Source organism: Cupriavidus pauculus (assembly GCF_022179805.1).
GTDB lineage: Bacteria > Pseudomonadota > Gammaproteobacteria > Burkholderiales > Burkholderiaceae > Cupriavidus > Cupriavidus pauculus_E.
Genome location: NZ_BPUO01000002.1, coordinates 376,120 through 396,250, shown reverse-complemented (window position 1 = coordinate 396,250; position 20,131 = coordinate 376,120). Strand labels below are relative to the sequence as shown.

Below are 20,131 nucleotides of genomic sequence, written 5' to 3'. Positions count from 1 at the left end.
GACGCTGTCAGGATTTTTCCGACCGCTCTGCCCAAGTACCCCCCCCTAGTCGAATCGAATCGATCTTCAAAAAAGGGTTAAAGCCCTTGAGCTATTGCTGTTGTTGAGCCTTGCACGCTGGAAACCGTCCCCAGATATTCAGACTCCCAAAAAAAGTACCCCCTATGCCTTTCAGGCTTTCCCCGAAAAGGGTCATGGTTTCCAAAGGTACTGGGGGTAAGGGGTGGGCGACCTCTGCAGAAACGGGGGTTGTTTCCGAAGTAAGTACCTAGCTATGGGGGGGCGCCGCTGCTCGTGACGAAAGCTCATTATCCCCACGGAATCTCATTATCTTGGCCAGATCCCCAAAGCCTCTTGGGGTGGCGAGCCCCTACGGTGCCTGGCGTGGACAACACGGTACGCAACTGCCGCAGTTTTCGAGCTAAGCTTGGCGGCCCCATGTTAGCTGCTCAAGAAAGCAAATTCGGAAAGATCCCTCTGGCTGTCAATACTGCTAGAATGCTTTGAATGAAAAAATAAGCAACAAGGAGATGGAAGATGTTGGAGGATGTGGAAAAGGTTTCGGTTGCCTTGGAGAATGTATTTAAGGAGTCCAGTGATTTCATAGTTATTGGACTGACAGGTAGGACTGGCTCCGGGTGCTCCACCACTGCTCAGATTTTGTCGGGCGATCTACGAAATTTGCCAGAAGCCGGAGCTTCGCACTACACCGGAAATGAGGCAAGAAAGTTCAGAATAGTTAAGCGTTACCTTGAGCCCCATTGGCACCCTTTCAAATGGCTGCAAGTGAGATCTGTCATTACGCGTTATATTCTTGTATTGAGTTTTGCTGAGTTTACAAAACTTGTCGCCGAAATCCTCGGGGACAATCTTCCAGATGTTAGGGAGAAGCTCAGGAGCTTCAAACCAGAGTATGAGGAGGCGCACGCAAGAATAAAGGATTACTTGGGTGCTAAGGACGATACAGTTGAGTCTCAAGAAAACAAGAAGAAGGTGGCCTATCAAATTTATTTTGAATGGCTTCCATTATTTTCTGATCAGCTCCGAGAACATCTGAAAAAACTCTCGATTGATGCCTATACGAGGGTCTATCAGATAGTGGGAGATAACATCAGGACGTCAGGATGCGCTAACAATAGCAAGTTCGATCCTGATAAGATATTTAGTCTCTCCGTAACGATTAATAAGGTCATCAAGTCGGCCCGGTTTGTGTCTCGCCAAGAGGGTGTGCCTTGCTACATTGTGATCGACGCGATTCGGAATCCCTATGAGGCCATGTTCCTCAAGGAAAGATACGCAGATTTTCATTTGCTCGCTGTCAACACAGCTAATGAGAATCGACTTTCACATTTGCGTAATAGTCGAAAATTCTCCGATCAGCAGATTCTTGATCTCGATGCCAAGGAGTATCCTGATAAGTTGAGCGGTTACAGAAAATATACATCCCAGAATATCCAGAAGTGTATTGAGATAGCGGATATCCACGTAAACAATCCACGTACCGATCAGTACGGGCACAGCCAACTTAGATGTCAATTGGCGTGGTATGTATCATTAATGATGCATCCCGGATTGATTATGCCTACATCGATTGAGAGTGGGATGCAAATCGCTTACAGCGTTAAGCACAATTCCGGGTGTATTTCGCGGCAAGTCGGAGCGGTAGTTACGGATGCAAACTATTCGGTAAAGGCAGTGGGGTGGAATAATTCCGCTCAGGGCCAGGTTCCATGCCTCTTACGCAGTGCCGATGATTTACTCAATGGCATCGACGAGAAAGCGTACAGTCACTATGAAAAGAACGATGGCACCTTCCGAGCAGTGCTCTCACATAAATTCTCTGGAGCCTTAGGCTCGAAGACACTGAATGGTAGGAATCTTTGCTTCTGTTTTAAGGATCTACAGAATGAGGTGGACAAGGAAAAGAACCAAGTTCACACCCGGTCACTTCATGCTGAAGAAAATGCTTTTCTCCAGATTTCGAAATACGGTGGGCAGCAGCTGCAGGGTGGCGTCCTATTTACTACAGCAAGCCCTTGTGAACTGTGCGCAAAGAAAGCCTATCAACTCGGAATCAGCAAAATCGTCTATATTGATCCGTACCCCGGAATTGCAACGAGCCACGTGCTCTCATCCGGTGAGCATGCGCCGATTTTGGAGTTATTCAGAGGTGCTGTCGGGCGAGCGTTTCATAAACTCTATCAACCTATAATGCCCTTCAAGGATGAGCTTGATATGCTTCTATCATTTCCAAAAATGAGCAACAGGAAGGAAGATAGAATTAAGAGCCTTGAGGATGAGAATGGATTGCTCAAAAATCAAATCGAGAGACTGAAAGAGCAACTGAAGCACGCAGCACGCAATTGAGGGGAGATGCGTCGAGGTCGATAACTTAGTCAAGGGCGGTGCCGCTGGGCAGGGTCGCTGGCTCGCTCGCCGAGGCTGACTGGCACCGTACCCCTCCCTGTCACTCTAAGGGACTTCTACAGTGGAGGGAGGTATGTTGGGCAGGTAAGCCCTGCTGCTAATCCGAACAGTGTGACTACACTGTGGACGGCCGGGGGCCTGCGCTGGCGATACGTCCTCGAGGAGCTGGAGCGGTACATCTGGCGACGTACCGCCCCAAGGGCAGGCGCGGCAAGCGCTCTACTGTCTTACTCAATGTTCTCCGGGGTTGTAGCGATGGCCGCGAGAACTTTGCTCTGATGCTCCGATACTTCCGCCACTACTGTGTGAATGTGATGGTTGCTGTCAACGGCGATCATGACCGTGGATTCGCGAAGTTCCTTGAGCCCCAGGCTGCAATTCAAGAGCTCCGAGTCACCCCAGCTAAACGAGGGGCCCATGTAATGGGCAGACGCGACTAGCTTCTGTGCAAGATCCTTGTGCTGGACTGTCAGGGAGTCCAGCCTCTTCGTGTGGCCTCGGACGATGAAGGTCTGATTTTCGATCGTATAGCGAATTTTGCCATTTGCGTCAGGTGCGATCACTCCTTCTGCGGCTTTGGGGCTCCGGATAAGGTAGTCGCCGAAGACGATACCTTCATCCTTCAGGCCAGAGAATACCGCTTTCCACGCCCACATTTCGATACGTGGGATGCATCCCTCAGTGTCAGGTGCATCTACGGCTTCGTTCACTCCTGCGGGCATTGAGCCACCGACGACAACTACTGGGCCAAATCCCATCGAACGCAGCGCCTGAACCGCGTCTTCGGTAGCTTGGATGATGTCGGGCACAGCAGTCTTCGAGACATCTCCAAAGTCCACCATCACATAACAGTTCTCCGGGCCAACATCAAGTCCGTCCAGAATTTCCTGCATCCTGCCTTCGAAATACACCAGATCGCCCAGGTCTTCTTTGATTGCTTCCAAGTCAAGGCGAATGCAGGGGGTGATCTGATACGCCTTCCTGATATTCTTCAATGCTAGGCTATAAGCAGGGTCGTCCCAGCGGTCATATCCGACAACGGGCTGGACCACAACTCCTTCAGTGCGGAACTGACCGAACGCAAATTCCAAGACGTGGATTCCACTCTCAGTACGCGCGTCCGGGCTCCATTTGGAGATGTCCAGGAACGCTAAGCGGTTCGCCCATGCCTTTCCCGCGCCAATAGCAGTGCGGGCAATCTTCTTCTCATGTTGGATGGCCTCCGGCTTCTTTGATGGCAATTCAAAGACCGGAATGATCTTCTCAGAGATCGAGGTGCGGAGATTGGCTAAGGCTGTAAACTCGCCACGCTTCGCAGCCATCACCGGAACGTATTTGAGACTCATACTAGATCTCCACTCCTGACAAATTGAAGTGCTTCCGCACTTGGTTCTGGCCAACGAATTCGGTAAACAAAGTGTAGTTTTCCCGCTCTTTCCTTAGTCTGCCTACAATAATTGCGGGATGAATCTTTAGCTCCCTGGAGAGCTTGTCAATAGCTTCACTGCTTGGATTTAGATACGCTTCACTACGTTTCCAGGTTACCCGAGGTATTAATGCTTCCTTTGCGATCCGATTAGCCTCAAGTTCCATGCGATCCTCTGATGAGGAATCCATGTTATCCAAAAAGGTCTCTTCTTGACTTACGTGTTTCCACAAGTGTACGACCTCGTGCAGCAGGGTAAACCAAAAATTATCTAGCCGATCGAACCTTAAAGTGAGCCCGATAATTGGTGTGCCATCCGTGTCATGCAAGGCTGCGCCGTCAAGCAAGGTTCCCTTGAGGGGTGGCTCAACGACCACTGCAATGCCAAATTTTTCGAGGAATTCGACTGCAAGTGCTGGGCCTTGGTCTGACCAACTAAGCTGGACCAGATCGCGCAAAAACGAAGGCGAAAATCCGGCATGATCAAATCTCCCCAAGCTTCCCTTCTTTTCCCTCGCTTTTTGGATGACCCTGGCTAGCCACGCATGCAGCGCGTACCTCGTACTTGGTGAGTAGGCGTCACCATGCAAGGAGCGTCGGAAGGCGGCTGTTCCAAGCTGCATGCCTGCATCCGCGATAAAACCCTTAACAAGGTCTTCCGTAGACCCTTTGGCCTTACTCGCGATTCTTTGAAGCCAGCCCCTCGCAATCATTTCCTTAACAGGAAATCCACTCCAATCCACTTCATCCTTTCGTGGTCGCGAAGCATCTGCAGGCTCAACTCCCAGAAGCGTCTCTGCCGAAATCCCAAGACCGCTAGAAAGGGCGCGAATCATAGGGATCGTCAAGGGGCGCTTTCTGCTTAGAACCTCTGAAACTCGGCTGCGTGTCCCGAAATAGGGGACAAGATCGGCTTGCTTTAGGCCCTGCTCCTGCATCCGGAAAAGGATTGCATCAATCGGGTCCGGAGCTTCAACCGGATACTTCTGGTTCTCGTACGCCTCAATCAGTACAGACAGCAACTCCAGGCGCTCAGCCTCATGACTCCCAAGCCTCGGGTTGCCTGCTATCAAACTTTGCATCTCGGCAAGATATGCCTGATGCTGCTCTTCGGAACGGATTACTTTGGTGTCCATTAACATCGCTATTTTGTGCGCTTCAGATCGCATACGACGGCCACGGGAGGTGAGAATGACATCGCCACCTCAATCCACGCCGCCTGAGGCTCTACGTGGAACTGGACAACGTTGTCTGTAACCCATTTCGCTTGAGGAAACTGACGAAGCACATCCTTGGCTTGCTTCCAGTTTGCACTCGCTACCTCTGAAATCCAGGCGCGAAGCCACCTGTCGGTCTGGTCATCCAGTCCGAACAGCTCCTGCAGCCTGTTCCTACCGTGCAATTTCATATTTTTATCTGTTCACGACGTGGGAACAAATGTACCCCTGTGTGCTGGGCTAGTCAAGTTCCCATTGTGGGAACATTGAAGTGGCGCTTCAGGGACTAACGGACTTGATGGGCGGGAGCTACTTGCATTTTGGTGTTACGGCCAGGACGCACTGAGCGCTTCCGCGTACGTGCGCTACTTCTCCGAAGGCCGGCGAGTTAGCGGTGCAGTCCAACACAGCGCGGCCTGCCGTTGATAGCAAACTATCCAAAATGCTACGGGCAGAGTGGGAAGAAATCAGTGCTGGGAAGCGATGTACCCGGATCCCGATCTCGCGTGTATCGCGTTCACAGACCAGAGTTATCACTGCTTGTTACTCTCGGGGGGTGCGAAGTAGCACCTCGAGTCATTGATTGCTCGCTCAAGCCACGCTGACCGTCAGCACGGACAGTTCTAAGCCGTGAAGTGTGGTCTCACGTTGTGCGAGTGAGTGTGACATTTCACGGTCCTGATCAACGGATCTTTTTCGCCAGATCGACCGCAGACGGATGATAGTACCGCTTCAGCATCGTCAGGCTGCGGTGTCCAGATACTGCCGCGAGTTCGATCAGATTTGGCAGCTTTGTGGCCAGCCGAGTGATCGCCGTATGACGAAGGTCATGCCAGTTCAGGTCCACCAGTCCAGCCCGTTTGCATGCCCGTTTAAATGCCTTATGGTGGGCCGGGGCATTGATCGGGAATACGCTTCCATCGATGCACCTTGGCAAGTCGCGCAATAGAGCCACAGCTTTCAAGGACAGGGGCACTGTCCGCGCCGTGCCATTCTTGGTCACAGGCAAGAATGCCGTCTGGTCCTCCAAGTTGATATTTGCCCAGCGAAGTTGCAGAAGTTCACCCCGCCGCATTGCCGATTCCAGGCTCAGGATTGCCATTGGGCGTAGCCACGGATTTCGACGACCGGTAGGGGCCAATGCAGTCAGCAAGCGGGCTTCTTCCTCCGCCGACAGTACCCTGTCACGCCCCTGCGGCGCTGACGGCTTGCGAACAGATGCGACCGGGTTTGGGACATTGATCCCCCACTCTCGACGAGCGTGGTTGATGATCGCCGACAAATAGGCCAGTTCGCGGATTACCGTCCCCGCCTTCACTTGCTTCAGGCGGTCATCTCGATACGTGGCGATTGCCATCGGGGTCAGCGCAGCCATACTGAGCCTCGCAAATCTGGTCCGACACATCGCACGCAGCCGGATGGTGTCGTCAGCCCCGCCTCGCATTAAAGGGCAAACCTCTGCGATGTACCGTTGGAGGATCTGTCCAAGCGTGGTCGCCTCCGCCTCGGTTCGGCTGACGTAGCTACCTTTGTCCATCTCCGATTCGATAGACCTTGCCCAACGTTCGGCGTCCTGCCGTGTCTCGAAAGACTTCACTTCGGGCGGGAACCCGATCCGTGTTACCCGCGCCTGCCACCTGCTTCCTCGATGTCTTATCGATGCCATCTCCCATCCTCACTTGGACAGAATTTGGACAAGATCGATGTTTCGCCACTCCCTGGTGCTTTCGCAGGTCAAGCCAGCGATGCTGCTAGTAAATCCGGTAGCCAATGGTTCGTCTCGGGCTAAGGCTTACAAAACAACTACTTAGCCTCCCGCCACCCAGTCGCCCGACTTCCCGCCATGCTTCTCCAGCAGCTTCACATTGCCGATGACCATGCCGCGATCGACGGCCTTGCACATGTCGTAGATCGTCAGCAGGGCCACCTGCACGCCGGTCAGTGCTTCCATCTCCACGCCGGTCTGGCCGTGTGTCTCGGTGCGCACGATGCAGGCGATGGTCGAGCTGGGGGCATCGAGTGCGAAGTCCACTGCCACGCGTGTCAGGCCGATCGGGTGGCACAGCGGAATCAGGTCCGACGTGCGCTTGGTGGCCATGATGGCGGCCACGCGGGCAATGCCCAGCACATCGCCCTTCTTTGCCGTGCCATCGCGCACCAGTGCGAAGGTCTCGGGCAGCATCGTGATGGTGCCGGTGGCCACGGCCACCCGGTGCGTGCTGGACTTGTTGCCGACGTCGACCATGTGGGCCCGGCCGGCGGTGTCGAAGTGGGTGAGTTGGCTCATGGTCGCGAAGGAATAAAAGGGCTTGGGTACGGGTGGATGCGGGCGGTACGACCGCAGGTGGAACGGTGCGGGAACACGCCGCCACCGGGGCGCATCGTGACGCAAAACAACGGCAACGCGCGCTGGGGCTTGCCCGATGGGAACGGCATCCGGAGGCCGCTATCATAGCAACATGCTCAAGACATCATGGCCTCGCCGCCTGCCCGTCCGGTCGAGTGCCCACGCCCGCTCCAGCGCCCCACCCAGCGCCAACGATCACGCCTTGCCGGCCGTCCGTGCGTCACATGCGGCACGTGCGCTGGCGGCCGTGCTCGTGCTGACGATGGCGGCGCCAGCCTGGCCGCAGTCGACGCCGGCCGCGACCCCGTCGCAGGCACCCCGGTCCGGCGCAGCGACGGCGGCCAATGCGAAGCTGGCTACGTCCGGGGTGTCGTCAGGCACGCAGGCCGCGCCGGGCATTCCGAAGCTGACGGCACCGAGCGCCGCCCCGGACATCGGCGGCGGTGTCAGCGACCAGGTCTATGACAACCTCAACCGCAGCGTCCGCGCGGGCCAGAAATCGGAATTCGGACTGCGCAGCGGCAACACGGTGGTGGAGGGTGCTGGCATCCAGTTGCCCGACCTGGGCGACCCGTCCACGGCATCGCTGTCGCCGGACATGGAAAAGCGCCTCGGCGACCGGATCATGCGCAGCATCCGGCGCGATCCCGACTACGTGTCCGACCCGCTGCTCAACGATTATCTGAACGCACTGGGATATCGACTGGTGCAGGCCGCGCGCCGCATGAACATCGCGGGGTCGAACGGCGCAGGCACGTTTGCCACCGGCTTCGAGCTGTTCGGCGTGCGTGACCGCTCGATCAACGCGTTCGCCATGCCGGGCGGCTTTATCGGCGTGCATACCGGGCTGCTGGTGCAGTCCGATACCGAGTCCGAACTGGCGTCGGTGCTGGGCCACGAAATCGGCCACGTCACGCAGCGGCATATCGCGCGCGGCATTACCAGCCAGGACCAGTCGATGTGGATTGCGCTGGCGTCGATGGTGCTGGCCGGGCTGGCCGCTACCAAGAGCGGCGATGCGGCGGCGGCGCTGGCGATGGGCGGGCAGGGCGCGGCGATTGCCAACCAGCTGTCGTTCTCGCGCGGCGCCGAACGCGAGGCCGATCGCGTGGGCTTCCAGATCATGACGGCCGCCGGGTTCGATCCGCAGGGCATGCCGGACTTCTTCCAGCGGCTGCAGCGCGTGATGGGTATCTCGGACAATTCCGTGCCCGCCTACGTGCGCACCCACCCGCTGACCTCCGAGCGGATTGCCGACATGCAGGACCGTGTGCGCCACGTCACCGCGCGCAAGGTCGGCAATACGCCCGACTACGAATTCGCACGTGTGCGCGCGGCGGTGCTGCAGTCGCCCACGCCCAATGACCTGCGCAACCTGCTGGCGTCGTTCAAGGCGCAACTGAACACGGTATCGGCAGTGCGGCTGCCCGCCGTCTACTACGGCATCGCGTTCACCAACCAGAAACTCGGACGCTTTACCGACGCCGAGAAGGCCCTGGCCGAAGCGCGGCGCCTGTACGGCACGATTCCGGGCGCCACGTCAGGCACGCCGATGCTCGATGTGATGGCCGTGGAACTGGCGCGCAGCGAGGGCCGCACGCAGGAAGCACTGACGCAGGCGGCCGCCACGCTGAAGGCGTTCCCGCTATCGCACGCGGCGGCCGTGACCTATGCCGACACGTTGCTGGCGTCGAACCGACTTGACGATGCGGTGGCCTTCCTCCGGTCGCGTACGCGCGAGGAAACCGGCCGTTCGGAATGGTGGGAGATGCTGGCGCGTGCCTATGCCGCGCAGGGCAAGCGCCTGCAGCAGCATCAGGCGTTGGCCGAGAAGTATGCGATGGATGGCTCGTACCAGGCAGCCATCGAGCAGCTTCAGATCGCGCGCAAGGCCGGCGACGGCGACTTCTACACGCTCTCGGAAGTCGATGCGCGGCTGCACCAGTTGCAGCTGCAGTACAAGGAAGATCGCCAGGACAACAAGGGCATGCCGAACTAGCGGCAAGCCAAACGGCAATCAGGCGGCCCGACTAGGCTGCCTGCTCCGCGACCGGTGTCCTGACAAAGCCGAACCGCTTCGGCACTTCCGCCTCGACGATCGGTTCGATATCGAGATCACGCCCGCCGTAATGGAACACGCCCAGCGCGGCGCCGCACGCTTCGCCGTGCCAGTCGCTGGCCGTGCTGAACGCGTCAAGGTCGTGATCGTGCAGCACTGCTGCCTGCTCGCCGTCCATGCCTTCCACAGTGCCTGACAGCACCACATTGCCGTGCTCGTCGGCAAAGCAGGCGGTGGGCGTGAACGCCTTGTCCGACGATGTGGTCAGCACGCCGTTATGCAGGCGCGCGATCCACGGAGCGTACGCCAGCGAGACAAACACGCGCTGCGGGCCATTCTGGAAATACCACGCGCCGTGCCCATCGTGCGTGTAGTTGCGCTCGATAAAGGCAATCAACGCCTCGTGGCGGATCGGGTCGCCCGACAGGCCATGCTGCTGCGCGAACTCGTTGCGCATGCGCCATTGGCCGCGACGGTCCAGCGCCAGCCAGCCAAAGCAGTTCGGCACGTTTGGCCAGCGCGCCATGGCTTGCTTTACCACTTCATCCATGGTGTCTCCTTTATTTGCCGACGCCGTCAAAGAAGTCCAGTATGCGCGCGGGCAGCCATTCGATGTGGCCGGCCATCGGGAACAGCGGCAGTTGCCTGAGCAGTCCGCCGCGCGGCGTCATGAAGCCCACGTGGCCGCCGTGTTCGGGCTGCTCCAGCAGCACGTCGGCGCTGACATCGGTGGGGCCTGGCAGGTGCCGGGCCGGCAGGAAGGGGTCGTTGCGGGCATTGAGCACCAGCGTCGGCACGCGGATCTCGCCCAGGATCGGCTTGCTGGAGGCGCGCGTCCAGTAGTCGTCGGTATCGCGAAAGCCGTGCAGCGGTGCTGTCACCACGTTGTCGAACGCGTACAGGTCGCGGCTGCGCATCATGGTGTCGCGGTCAAACAGCGCCGGAAACTGCTCCAGCTTGGCCAGCGACTTGACCTTGAGCGTCTGCAGGAACATGCGCGTGTAGATCATGTTGAAGCCGCTCGACAAAGCCGCGCCGCCGGCTGCCAGATCGAGCGGCGCCGACACGGAGGCCGCCGCACGCAGAAAGCTCGCGTCGCGGCCGTCTTCGCCAAGAAAGCGCAGCAGCGCGTTGCCGCCCAGCGAGATGCCGACGGCCAGCATTTCGCGGCCGGGCTCGGTGATATGCAACTGGTCGCGCAGGCGGTGCAGGACCCAGCGGATCTCGGCGGAATCGCCCGAATGATAAAAACGCGGCGCCTGGTTCAACTGGCCCGAGCAGCCCCGGAAATGCGGAATCACGCCCTGCCAGCCACGGTCGCGCAGCGCCGTCATCAGCGTCTGCGCGTAGTGGCTGCGGGAATTGCCTTCCAGGCCGTGGAACATCACCACCAGCGGCGCCCCAGGTGTCACCGGGTGTGTGGTCCAGTCCAGGTCGATGAAGTCGTCGTCGGGGGTTTGCCAGCGTTCGCGGCGGAACGCGATGCGGCGATGCCGCGTGAAGCGCGCGGGCAGGATGGTCTGCGCGTGGCCGCCACGCAGCCACCAGGGCATCTGGAAAGTGTCGCCGAACGTGTTGCCCAGAGTCATGGCCTGCACTGCGGTCAGTGCAGGGCCTGTCCCGGCGCGGCGGCCACGGCGGCCACCTGCACCGCGTTGGCCGGGCTGCAGTGGATATGCGCCAGGCGCCAGCCCTCGTGGTTCTGCATCAGCACGTAGGTGGTGTGCACGAACAGGTCGGCTTCCACGCGGCCTTCGCCAAAGCGCAGCGCCTCGGTGACGTCGAAGATCGACACGCCCAGCGACGAATGGCTGCTGGTCTCGATGGCATCGATCAGCACCGGCTGCTCTTCCAGCAGCTGCGCAAATGCCTGGCGCAGGTTTTCATGGCCGATCAGGCGCTGGCCGTCGGGCATCACGCAGGTGACCGAGTCTTCGTCCAGCCAGAGTCGCAGCGCGCCATCGGCATCGCGCAACTTCATGGCTTCACGGAAGGCATCGACGATGTCTTCGGCGGAATCGAACAGGCGGGCGAAACGAGGCATGGTGGTCGGGTCAGGGGCGGTGCAGCAGCTTGCGTAGCTCGACGAACACCATTTCGGGTTCGATCTCCTTCAGGCAACGCAGGTGGCCCAGCGGGCACTCGCGCTTGAAGCAGGGGCTGCACTCGAGTTGAAGCCACATGATACTCGCTGCCTGTGACAGCGGGGGCGTGTGGCGGGGGTCGCTGGAACCATAGACGGCCACCTGGGGCCGGTTCAGCGCGGCGGTCACGTGCATCAGGCCCGAATCGTTGCAGACGGCGGCCTCTGACAGCGCCAGCATGTCCACGGCATCGTCCAGCGACGTCTGGCCGCAGAGATTACGCACGAACGGCGCGCCCTGGACGATCTCGTCCGCGATCTCCGCGTCCTTGGCCGAGCCCAGCGTCACGATCTGCGCGTACGGGTACGACCGGCGCAGCATCTGCGCCAGTGCTGCGAAGTGCGCGGCGGGCCAGCGCTTGGCCGGGCCGAATTCCGCGCCGGGGCAGAACGCGATCACGCGAGTGCCTGGCGCGATGCCGAAGCGCTGGGCCGTGGCGGCCATGCGCGCCGGGTCCACCTTGAGTTGCGGGTCGGGAATCGATTCGGGCAGGCGCGCGCCGGGCTTGAGCGCCAGGCGTGCGTAGTGCTCCACCATCGGCGGGCGCTTATCGCGCGGCGGATTGGCGTGGCGCACGTTGAGCATGCCGAAGCGCGCCTCGCCGCGATAGCCGATGCGCAGCGGAATGCCCGCCAGGAACGGAATCAGCGCCGACTTCAGCGAATTGGGCAGCACATAGGCCACGTCGTAGCCTTCGTGCTTGAGCTGCTGCGCGAACATCAGCCGCGCGCTGAGCTGCAGCTTGCCGTGCGCCAGGTCGCTCGGAAACACCTGGCTGATCTCGGGCATGCGCGCCAGCACGGGAGCGACCCATTTCGGGGCCAGCGCGTCGATGACCAGGCGCGGATGACGCGCCTTGAGCAGCGCGAACAGCGGCTGCGCCATCAGGGCGTCGCCGATCCAGTTGGGGGCGATAACGAGGGCTTTTCTCATGAAAGTGGGTATTGCGTGGCCCTTCTTCGTGTACCCGGGCATGGCAACGCCCCGGGGCGCTGGGCGGCCCGGGGCGTCAGGTCAAAGCGGCGGGAAGTGGCGTGGGCCGGGCGGGTCAGTGGTGACCCTTCAGCACGCTGCCCGGCTTGAGCTTGTACACGGTGCCGCAGTACGGGCAGCGCACTTCACCGGTGTCCACCACGTCCAGGAACACGCGCGGATGGTAGTTCCAGGCCGGCGTATTGCCGGTGGGGCAGTGCAGCGGAATGTCTTCAGCGCCGATTTCGACGACGGTTGCAGTTTGCGTCATGGTATTGCGATGGTCTTGCAGGGATGGATGGATTGTGGACCGCGCCGGATCAGACCAGCGTCAGCCACTTCTTGTATTTTTCGTCGGTGCCGCCCACGGCCGCGAAGAACGCGTCCTGGATGCGCTTGGTCACCGGGCCGCGGCGGCCTTCGCCAATCACGCGGTCGTCCAGTTCACGGATCGGCGTCACTTCGGCGGCGGTGCCGGTGAAGAACGCTTCGTCCGCGCAGTACATCTCGTCGCGCGTGATGCGCTTTTCGCGCACCTCGATACCCAGGTCGCGGGCAATCGTCAGCGTGGCGTCACGGGTAATGCCGTCCAGGCACGAGGCCAGGTCCGGCGTGTAGATCACGCCATTGCGCACCACGAACACGTTCTCGCCCGAGCCTTCGCTCACGTAGCCGTCGGTGTCCAGCAGCAGCGCCTCGTCGTAGCCCAGGCCGGTGGCTTCCTGGTTGGCCAGGATCGAGTTGATGTAGTAGCCGCTGGCCTTGGCGCGCACCAGCGACACATTGACGTGGTGGCGCGTGAACGACGACGTCTTCACGCGGATACCGCGCTCCAGGCCTTCCTCGCCCAGGTAGGCGCCCCACGGCCACGCGGCGATGGCCACGTGGATGGTGTTGCCCTTGGCCGAGACGCCCAGCTTTTCCGAGCCAATCCAGACCAGCGGGCGGATGTAGCACGACTCCAGGTTGTTGGCGCGTACCACCTCGCGTTGCGCGGCTTCGAGCGTGGCTTCATCGAACGGCATGGCCATCTGGAAGATCTTGGCCGAATTGAACAGTCGGCGCGTGTGCTCCTTGAGGCGGAAAATCGCGGTGCCTTCGGGGGTCTTGTAGGCGCGTACGCCTTCGAAAACGCCCATGCCGTAGTGCAGGGTGTGCGTCAGGACGTGAATCTTGGCATCGCGCCATTCAATCAGCTTGCCGTCCATCCAGATCTTGCCGTCGCGATCCGCCATCGACATGGTTGTCTCCCTTTGCACCAACAAAAGTCGTAAAGGCGTCATTGTAAGCCGGGGGGCCCTGCGTGCCAACGCGGCTGGCGGGGGATGCCGTTCTACAATCGCACGTTCTTTACCGACCCGCGCCGCGCGTGCCCCAGTCCGCTCCCATCCTCTCCGAACCCGACGAATCCACCGGCGACGACCGCTGGCGCGACGCGCTGGGCGCCCTGGAAGCGCTGGCAGGCGACGCGCCGACCCCGGACGCGGCCGGCGCGGGCCACCGCCTGCTCTGGGCGATCACCTTCGACGCCGATGGCGAGGTGGGCACGATCGAGCCGCTGGAGCAGGCGTGGGGCGCCCGTGGCTGGGGCAAGCCGCGCCCGGTGACGCTGGCCCGCGTGGCCGACGACGACACCCTCCCGCCGTGGGATGACCGCGTGGCACGAGCGATCCGGCGCGACACCTCACGCAACCGGCGGCTCGTGCTGGACCGCGCGGCCGCCATCGTCGCGCTGGTCGGCCATCCGGCCGTGGTGCTGGCGCATGCCCCCACCATTCCGATGGAAGTGCTGGAAGCGGCGCCCGCGCTGGAGGCCGTGCGCGACGGCGACCGTTTCACGCTGCGCATCGTGCCGCCGATGCGCGCGCCGAAGTCGATGGAAGACTTCCTGCCCGCCGCCGCGAAGCAGGAGGCCGAAGCGCTGCGGCTGGTCACGGTGCTGCAGGACGGCGCCCGCCGGCTACGCGTGGTGCGCTTCACGGCCGCCCAGCAGGAGGCCGCAAAGTGGATCGCGCAGGGCCTGACGGTGCCCGCCACCGCGCAGGCGCGGCTCGACAGCACGCTGCGGGCGCTGGCCGGCCATTTCCAGATCCATGCCGACAGTTCCGGTCAGGCACGCGAGCGCGATCCCGAATCGCGGCTGCGTGCCGAAGTGGCGCCGGTGGGGCGGGGCATCAGCCTGCGGCTGGTGGTGACGCCGCTGGGGCCGGTCGGGCCGCGCTTGGCGCCGGGCCATGGCCGCGCGCAACTGATGGCGACGCTGGGCGGCGAGACGGTGTCCACTCGCCGCGATCTCGATGCCGAGCAGGCCCATGTGGCCGAGGTGTTCGATGCGCTGCCGTTCCTGGTGCAGCAGGCGCCGGGGAGCGGCGAGCTGAACTGGACGCTGGACGACCCCGAGGACGCGCTGACCGCCGTTGAAACGCTGCCCGGCCTGCGCGGCGTGATCGACCTGGAATGGCCGCGCGGGCGCGAACTGCGTGTGCTGTCGGCCGATCTGCCGCAACTGGCGATCAGCGTGGAGCAGGCGGGTAGCGACTGGTTCAAGCTCGTGGGCGAACTGCAGGTGGCCGAGGGCCTGGTGCTGTCGCTGGAAAAGCTCGTGGCATGGGCACATGGCCATGCCGGGCGCTTTATCCCGATGGAGCAGGGCGTGTACGTGGCGCTGACGCGCCAGTTGCGCGAGCGCCTGCGCGACCTGGCCGCCGTGGGCGATGGCGTGCGCGACGGCATCCGCGTGCCGCTGGTGGCCACGCCATGGCTCGACGATGCGCTGGCGGGCGTGGGTATCGATCCCGATGCGCATTTCCGTACCCGCGTGCGCCGCCTGCGTGAAGCGCGTGAGCGCGATGCCGTGGTGCCGGCCACGCTGGTGGCCGAATTGCGACCGTACCAGGTGGAAGGCTATCGCTGGATGATGTCGCTGGCCGATGCCGGGTTCGGCGCCTGCCTGGCCGACGACATGGGGCTGGGCAAGACGCTGCAGTCGCTGGCGGTGATGCTGGCGCGCGCCGGAGCGGGCGCCGCGCTGGTGGTGGCGCCCACATCGGTGTGCGGCAACTGGGCGGCCGAAGCGCGCCGCTTCGCGCCGTCGCTGCAAGTCCACGTCTATGCCGAAGGCGACCGAGAGGCGATTGTCGAGCAGGCCGGCGCCGGCGATCTGGTGATCGTCTCGTACAACCTGCTGCAGCAGGCGCGCCGCGCGTTTTGCGAGCGCCACTGGCACACCGTGGTGGCCGACGAGGCGCAGTCGTTCAAGAACCCGTCGGCGCGGCGCGCGCAGGCGATGTTCGCGCTGCAGGCCGACTGCCGCATCGCGCTGTCCGGCACGCCCGTCGAGAACCGCCTGGCGGAACTGTGGGCCGTCATGCGCTTCTGCAATCCGGGCCTGCTCGGGTCGCTGGTGCGTTTCAACGAGCATTTCGCCAATCCGATCGAACGCAACGGCGCACGCGATCCGCGCGTGCGTCTGCGCCGGATGATCGTGCCATTCGTGCTGCGCCGGACCAAGGTGCAGGTGCTGGACGAACTGCCGCCGCGTACCGAACTGGTGATTCGCGTGGCGCCCGAACCGGCCGAGGCGGCGCACTACGAGGCGCTGCGCCGTCAGGCACTGTCAGAAGCCGAACGCGCGCTGCTGCGGCCGAAGAAGGATCGCCGCGCGCCCGCCAAGCTGCCCGAGCCCGACGCGCGCATCCACGTGCTGGCGCAACTGATGCGCATGCGCCGCGCGGCGTGCGATCCGCGTCTGGTGACGCCAGAGACCAACCACCCGGGCGCCAAGGTGCGCGCGTTCGCCGAGCTGGCCGCCACGCTGGCGGCCAATGGCCACAAGACGCTGGTGTTCAGCCAGTTCGTCGATTTCCTGCAGTTGCTGCGCCAGCCGCTGGACGAGGCGGGCCTGGCCTGCCAGTACCTCGATGGCGCCACGCCAGCCGCCGAGCGGACAAAGCGCGTGGCTGCGTTCCAGGCCGGCGACGGCGACGTCTTCCTGATCAGCCTGAAGGCCGGCGGCTTCGGCCTGAACCTGACCGCTGCCGACTACGTGGTGATCGCTGACCCCTGGTGGAACCCGGCCGCCGAGGACCAGGCCATGGGACGCGCGCACCGGATCGGCCAGCAACGGCCGGTCACGGTCTATCGCCTGATTACGGCGGGCACGATCGAAGAACGCATCGTCGACCTGCACCAGGGCAAGCGCGCGCTGGCCGAGGGCGTGCTCGACGCCTCGGCGGACGAAGCCGTTGGCCGCGAAGCCGTGCTGCCCGATATCGACGAACTCGTGGGATTGCTGCGCCGCTGACGCTGGCTCCTGTTCCGCGTTTGCACCAAACGGTATACAAACTCATCCCGATTCTGGTGCGAATGCACAGACGCGGATCGCAACCGGAAGGGCGCTCTGACTTGGTCGCGTCAGCAATTCCGCCTGCTTGCCCTCATTGAAATCCCTTATGTTGCAAGCGATGGCGCGCCAATGGCCGCGTAGAGTCACTCTTCGCTGCGGTGCAGCGCGCCTTGGCACAAATACTGCCTTGTGATTTAGCGAATGCTGAATATAGTATACCGAGCGTAGCTTCCAGAAATCGCCCCCATCAAGCTGACCGGCGCCGCCGTGCCCGACATCCGTCAGCCCATGACAACAACGGAGCCCCTGTGACCCTGCCCGACCCGTCTCTTCCAGATGTCCGCTGGATGCCTGCCCATGTAGCCGCCGCGCAGTTGGCGCGCGGCGAGACCACGGCGCAGGCGCTGGTGGCGTCGTGCCAGGCTGCCTGGGCCGCGCATCACGGCACGATCAATGCGCTGGTGCTGGCCGATTTCGAGGCGGCGCGCGAGGCGGCGGCGCAGAGCGATGCGCGCCGTCACGCGGGCCGGACGCGCGGACCGCTCGATGGCGTCCCGTTTTCGATCAAGGAATCGTTCGACGTGGCCGGCTGGCCCACCACGTGCGGCGTGCCGGCTCGCGCCACGCATCGCGCCGCCGCCGATGCCGCGGTGGTCGAGCGCCTACGTGCACATGGCGCCGTGCTGCTGGGCAAGACCAATGTGCCGATGGGCCTGCGCGACTGGCAGAGCTACAACGCGATCTACGGCACCACGCGCAATCCGCACGACCCCACGCGCACGCCGGGCGGATCTTCGGGCGGCAGCGCCGCGGCAGTCTGCGTCGGCATGAGCTATTTCGACGTGGGCTCTGACATCGGGTCGTCACTGCGCAATCCCGCGCACTACTGCGGCGTGTTTTCGCACAAGAGCAGCCACGGCATCGTGCCGCTGTGCGGCCATGGCAATGCCCGGTCCGGGTTTGCCGAGCAGGACATCAATGTGGCCGGCCCGGTGGCGCGCAGCGCGCGCGACCTGGAACTGGTGCTGCGCGCCATCGCCGGCCCCGACGCGGCCATGGCACCGGCCTGGCAATTGGAACTGCCGCCGTGCGACCACACGCACCTGGCCGATTTCAGGGTGGCTGTGCTGCCCTCGCACCCGCTGGCCGAGGTCGACGCCCCGGTCAGCGAAGCCATCGAAAAGCTTGGGCAATGGCTCGGGCAGGCCGGCGCGCAGGTGACCTGGAATGTCCGACCCGATTTCGACGCGGCGCAGCTTTGGCAAACGTATGTACTGCTGCTGCGTGCCACGACCTCGCTGCATTTGGACGACGCCGCGTTCGCCGATGCCCGAGAGCGCGCCGCCGCCGGTGATGGGGCCGGTAGCGACGCCGACTACTCGACGCTGCAGTACTCCGGCGCCACGCTGAGCCACCGCGACTGGCTGCTGATGCAGCCTGCGCGCGAGGCGTTCGCCCGGGCCTGGAATCGCTTCTTCGGCGACTACGACGTGCTGCTGTGTCCGGCCGCGTCCACCACGGCGTTTCCGCTCGACGAACAGGGCGAGCCGTGGCAGCGCACGATTTCCGTCAATGGCCAGCCCTGGCCGCTGACGTCGCAGTTGTTCTGGGCAGGCCATTCGGGACTGTGCGGCCTGCCATCGACCGTCGCGCCCATCGGCCCCGCCAGCAATGGCCTGCCGGTGGGCGTGCAGATCGTGGCGCGGCGCTACGGCGATCTCACGTCGCTGCGGTTCGCGCAACTGCTGGAAGACGCCGGCCACGGTTTCAGGCCGCCGGCGGGACTGCGTTGAATCCAACAAAAAGGCACTAGGGGAGGGCAATCATGCTGGACTGGTTCAAGGAGTTGTCGCGCGCGGAGCGCAAGGGATTCTATGGGGCGTTCCTGGGTCATGCGGTCGACGTGTTCGACTTCATGATCTATTCGTTCCTGATTTCGACGCTGCTCGCGCAGTGGGGCATGAGCAAGTCGATGGCGGGCGCCATCGTGACGTGGACGCTGGTGTCGTCGCTGGTGGGTGCGGTGGGGGCGGGTCTGCTGGCGGACCGTTTTGGCCGGGTACGCGTGCTGCGCTGGACGATCCTGGTGTTCGCGGTGTCGTGCTTCCTGTGCGGCATGGCCAATTCGCCAGAGCAGCTGATGGTGTTCCGCATGCTGCAGGGCCTGGGCTTTGGCGGGGAGTCATCGCTGTGCATGGTGCTGGTGACCGAGCTGATCCGCAATCCTGCCCATCGCGGCAAGTACTCGGGCTTCACGGCCAGCAGCTACTCGTTCGGCTGGGGCGGCGCGGCCATCGCCTATGCCATCACGTTCAACCTGTTCGAACCCGAGACGGCGTGGCGCGTGTGCTTCTTCCTGGGCATCCTGCCCGCGCTGGTGGTGGTCTACCTGCGCCGCAACCTGCAGGAGCCTGAAGTCTTCCTGAAAAGCCGTGCCGAGCGCGCGGCCGTTTCGCCCGGTGCCGACCTGGCGCGCGTGTTCCGCAAGCCGCTGCTGCGCAAGACGCTGCTGTGCAGCCTGCTGTCGGGCGGCATGCTGGGAGCCTACTACGCTATTGCCACGTGGCTGCCCACGTTCCTGAAGACCGAGCGCGGCCTGTCGGTGTTCGGCACCAGCACCTATCTGGCGGTGACCATCCTGGGATCGCTGGTGGGCTATGTGGCGGGGGCCTATGCCACTGACCGCTGGGGACGCCGCCTGACCTACATCGCGTTTGCCGCGGGTGCGTTCGTGATGGCCATGATCTACATGGTGATTCCAGTGTCGAACACGTCGATGCTGTTCCTGGGCTTTCCGCTGGGCGTGCTGATGCAGGGCGTGTTCTCGGGCATTGGCGCCACGATCTCGGAGTCGTATCCCAGCAGCATCCGGGCCACCGGTTACGGCGTGTCGTACAACATGGGCCGCGTGATCGGATCGTTCTTCCCGCTGGCCGTGGGCTGGCTCAACAGCGGCCGCACGTCGCTGGCGCTGGGCATCGCGATGGTGGCTGGCGTGGGCTACGCGCTCGTGATGGTGTCGGCGGCCCTGCTGCCCGAGACCTCGGGCATGGACCTGGGGCAGGCCGGTGGCGGCGGCGACGATGGCCACGACGAGGCGGCCCAGCCCGCCTCGCCCACCCAGCCCGTCGGCAAGCCAGCGTGACGTGCGATGGGTGACGGATCGGGTGACGGATACGCGCGCCTTTGACCTC

General features: G+C 62.5%; 16 protein-coding genes. 5 read left to right on the top strand and 11 right to left on the bottom strand.

What is annotated here, in order from left to right; all coding sequences use genetic code 11:
• Window positions 1–537 precede the first annotated feature (537 nt).
• Window positions 538–2,367, top strand: a complete 1,830-nt coding sequence (locus MFF62_RS05405; RefSeq protein WP_238260950.1) for a hypothetical protein — start codon at window positions 538–540, stop codon at window positions 2,365–2,367.
• 287 nt (window positions 2,368–2,654) lie between these two features.
• Here MFF62_RS05405 and MFF62_RS05400 read toward each other — a convergent pair whose 3' ends face one another.
• The 5 genes from MFF62_RS05400 to moaC all read right to left on the bottom strand — a co-directional run bounded on the left by MFF62_RS05400 (window position 2,655) and on the right by moaC (window position 7,357).
• Window positions 2,655–3,773: a beta family protein gene (locus MFF62_RS05400; protein ID WP_238260948.1), complete on the bottom strand. Its 1,119-nt coding sequence runs from the start codon at window positions 3,771–3,773 to the stop codon at window positions 2,655–2,657.
• Window position 3,774: 1 nt separating this feature from the next.
• Window positions 3,775–4,989, bottom strand: coding sequence for an ImmA/IrrE family metallo-endopeptidase (locus MFF62_RS05395; RefSeq protein ID WP_238260946.1), 1,215 nt, complete (start codon window positions 4,987–4,989; stop codon window positions 3,775–3,777).
• A gap of 8 nt (window positions 4,990–4,997) precedes the next feature.
• Window positions 4,998–5,261 carry a type II toxin-antitoxin system HigB family toxin gene (locus tag MFF62_RS30860; protein WP_404990628.1) on the bottom strand — a complete coding sequence of 88 codons (264 nt, stop codon included), beginning with the start codon at window positions 5,259–5,261 and terminating at the stop codon, window positions 4,998–5,000.
• A gap of 491 nt (window positions 5,262–5,752) precedes the next feature.
• Window positions 5,753–6,607 (bottom strand): tyrosine-type recombinase/integrase, encoded by an 855-nt coding sequence (locus tag MFF62_RS05390; RefSeq protein WP_473700881.1) that lies wholly within the window; start codon window positions 6,605–6,607, stop codon window positions 5,753–5,755.
• A 270-nt stretch (window positions 6,608–6,877) separates the two neighbouring features.
• The gene (moaC, locus tag MFF62_RS05385) at window positions 6,878–7,357 is read right to left on the bottom strand and encodes a cyclic pyranopterin monophosphate synthase MoaC (RefSeq protein WP_238260942.1); all 480 of its coding nucleotides are present in this window, start codon (window positions 7,355–7,357) and stop codon (window positions 6,878–6,880) included.
• Window positions 7,358–7,529: 172 nt separating this feature from the next.
• On the opposite strand from moaC, the gene MFF62_RS05380 reads away from it, so the two are divergent.
• On the top strand, window positions 7,530–9,416 hold the full coding sequence (locus MFF62_RS05380; RefSeq protein ID WP_404990625.1) for a beta-barrel assembly-enhancing protease: 1,887 nt from the start codon (window positions 7,530–7,532) through the stop codon (window positions 9,414–9,416).
• A 31-nt stretch (window positions 9,417–9,447) separates the two neighbouring features.
• On the opposite strand, the gene MFF62_RS05375 is transcribed toward MFF62_RS05380, so the two are convergent.
• The 6 genes from MFF62_RS05375 to MFF62_RS05350 all read right to left on the bottom strand — a co-directional run bounded on the left by MFF62_RS05375 (window position 9,448) and on the right by MFF62_RS05350 (window position 13,833).
• Window positions 9,448–10,026 (bottom strand): DUF2946 family protein, encoded by a 579-nt coding sequence (locus MFF62_RS05375; RefSeq protein ID WP_238260940.1) that lies wholly within the window; start codon window positions 10,024–10,026, stop codon window positions 9,448–9,450.
• Between the two features lie 10 nt (window positions 10,027–10,036).
• Window positions 10,037–11,065: a YheT family hydrolase gene (locus MFF62_RS05370; RefSeq protein ID WP_238260938.1), complete on the bottom strand. Its 1,029-nt coding sequence runs from the start codon at window positions 11,063–11,065 to the stop codon at window positions 10,037–10,039.
• A 14-nt stretch (window positions 11,066–11,079) separates the two neighbouring features.
• On the bottom strand, window positions 11,080–11,520 hold the full coding sequence (locus MFF62_RS05365) for a YybH family protein (protein ID WP_238260936.1): 441 nt from the start codon (window positions 11,518–11,520) through the stop codon (window positions 11,080–11,082).
• Window positions 11,521–11,530: 10 nt separating this feature from the next.
• Complete coding sequence (waaF, locus tag MFF62_RS05360; RefSeq protein WP_238260934.1) at window positions 11,531–12,553, bottom strand: lipopolysaccharide heptosyltransferase II; 1,023 nt, start codon at window positions 12,551–12,553, stop codon at window positions 11,531–11,533.
• A 115-nt stretch (window positions 12,554–12,668) separates the two neighbouring features.
• On the bottom strand, window positions 12,669–12,863 hold the full coding sequence (locus tag MFF62_RS05355) for a zinc-finger domain-containing protein (protein WP_238260932.1): 195 nt from the start codon (window positions 12,861–12,863) through the stop codon (window positions 12,669–12,671).
• A 49-nt stretch (window positions 12,864–12,912) separates the two neighbouring features.
• Complete coding sequence (locus tag MFF62_RS05350) at window positions 12,913–13,833, bottom strand: branched-chain amino acid transaminase (RefSeq protein WP_238260930.1); 921 nt, start codon at window positions 13,831–13,833, stop codon at window positions 12,913–12,915.
• Between the two features lie 128 nt (window positions 13,834–13,961).
• Here MFF62_RS05350 and MFF62_RS05345 point away from each other — a divergent pair, with 128 nt between their 5' ends.
• The 3 genes from MFF62_RS05345 (at window position 13,962) to MFF62_RS05335 (ending at window position 20,082) form a co-directional block, all read left to right on the top strand.
• The gene (locus MFF62_RS05345) at window positions 13,962–16,895 is read left to right on the top strand and encodes a DEAD/DEAH box helicase (RefSeq protein WP_238260929.1); all 2,934 of its coding nucleotides are present in this window, start codon (window positions 13,962–13,964) and stop codon (window positions 16,893–16,895) included.
• A 389-nt stretch (window positions 16,896–17,284) separates the two neighbouring features.
• Window positions 17,285–18,730, top strand: a complete 1,446-nt coding sequence (locus MFF62_RS05340; protein WP_238260927.1) for an amidase — start codon at window positions 17,285–17,287, stop codon at window positions 18,728–18,730.
• A gap of 32 nt (window positions 18,731–18,762) precedes the next feature.
• The gene (locus MFF62_RS05335; RefSeq protein WP_238260925.1) at window positions 18,763–20,082 is read left to right on the top strand and encodes an MFS transporter; all 1,320 of its coding nucleotides are present in this window, start codon (window positions 18,763–18,765) and stop codon (window positions 20,080–20,082) included.
• Window positions 20,083–20,131 lie beyond the last annotated feature (49 nt).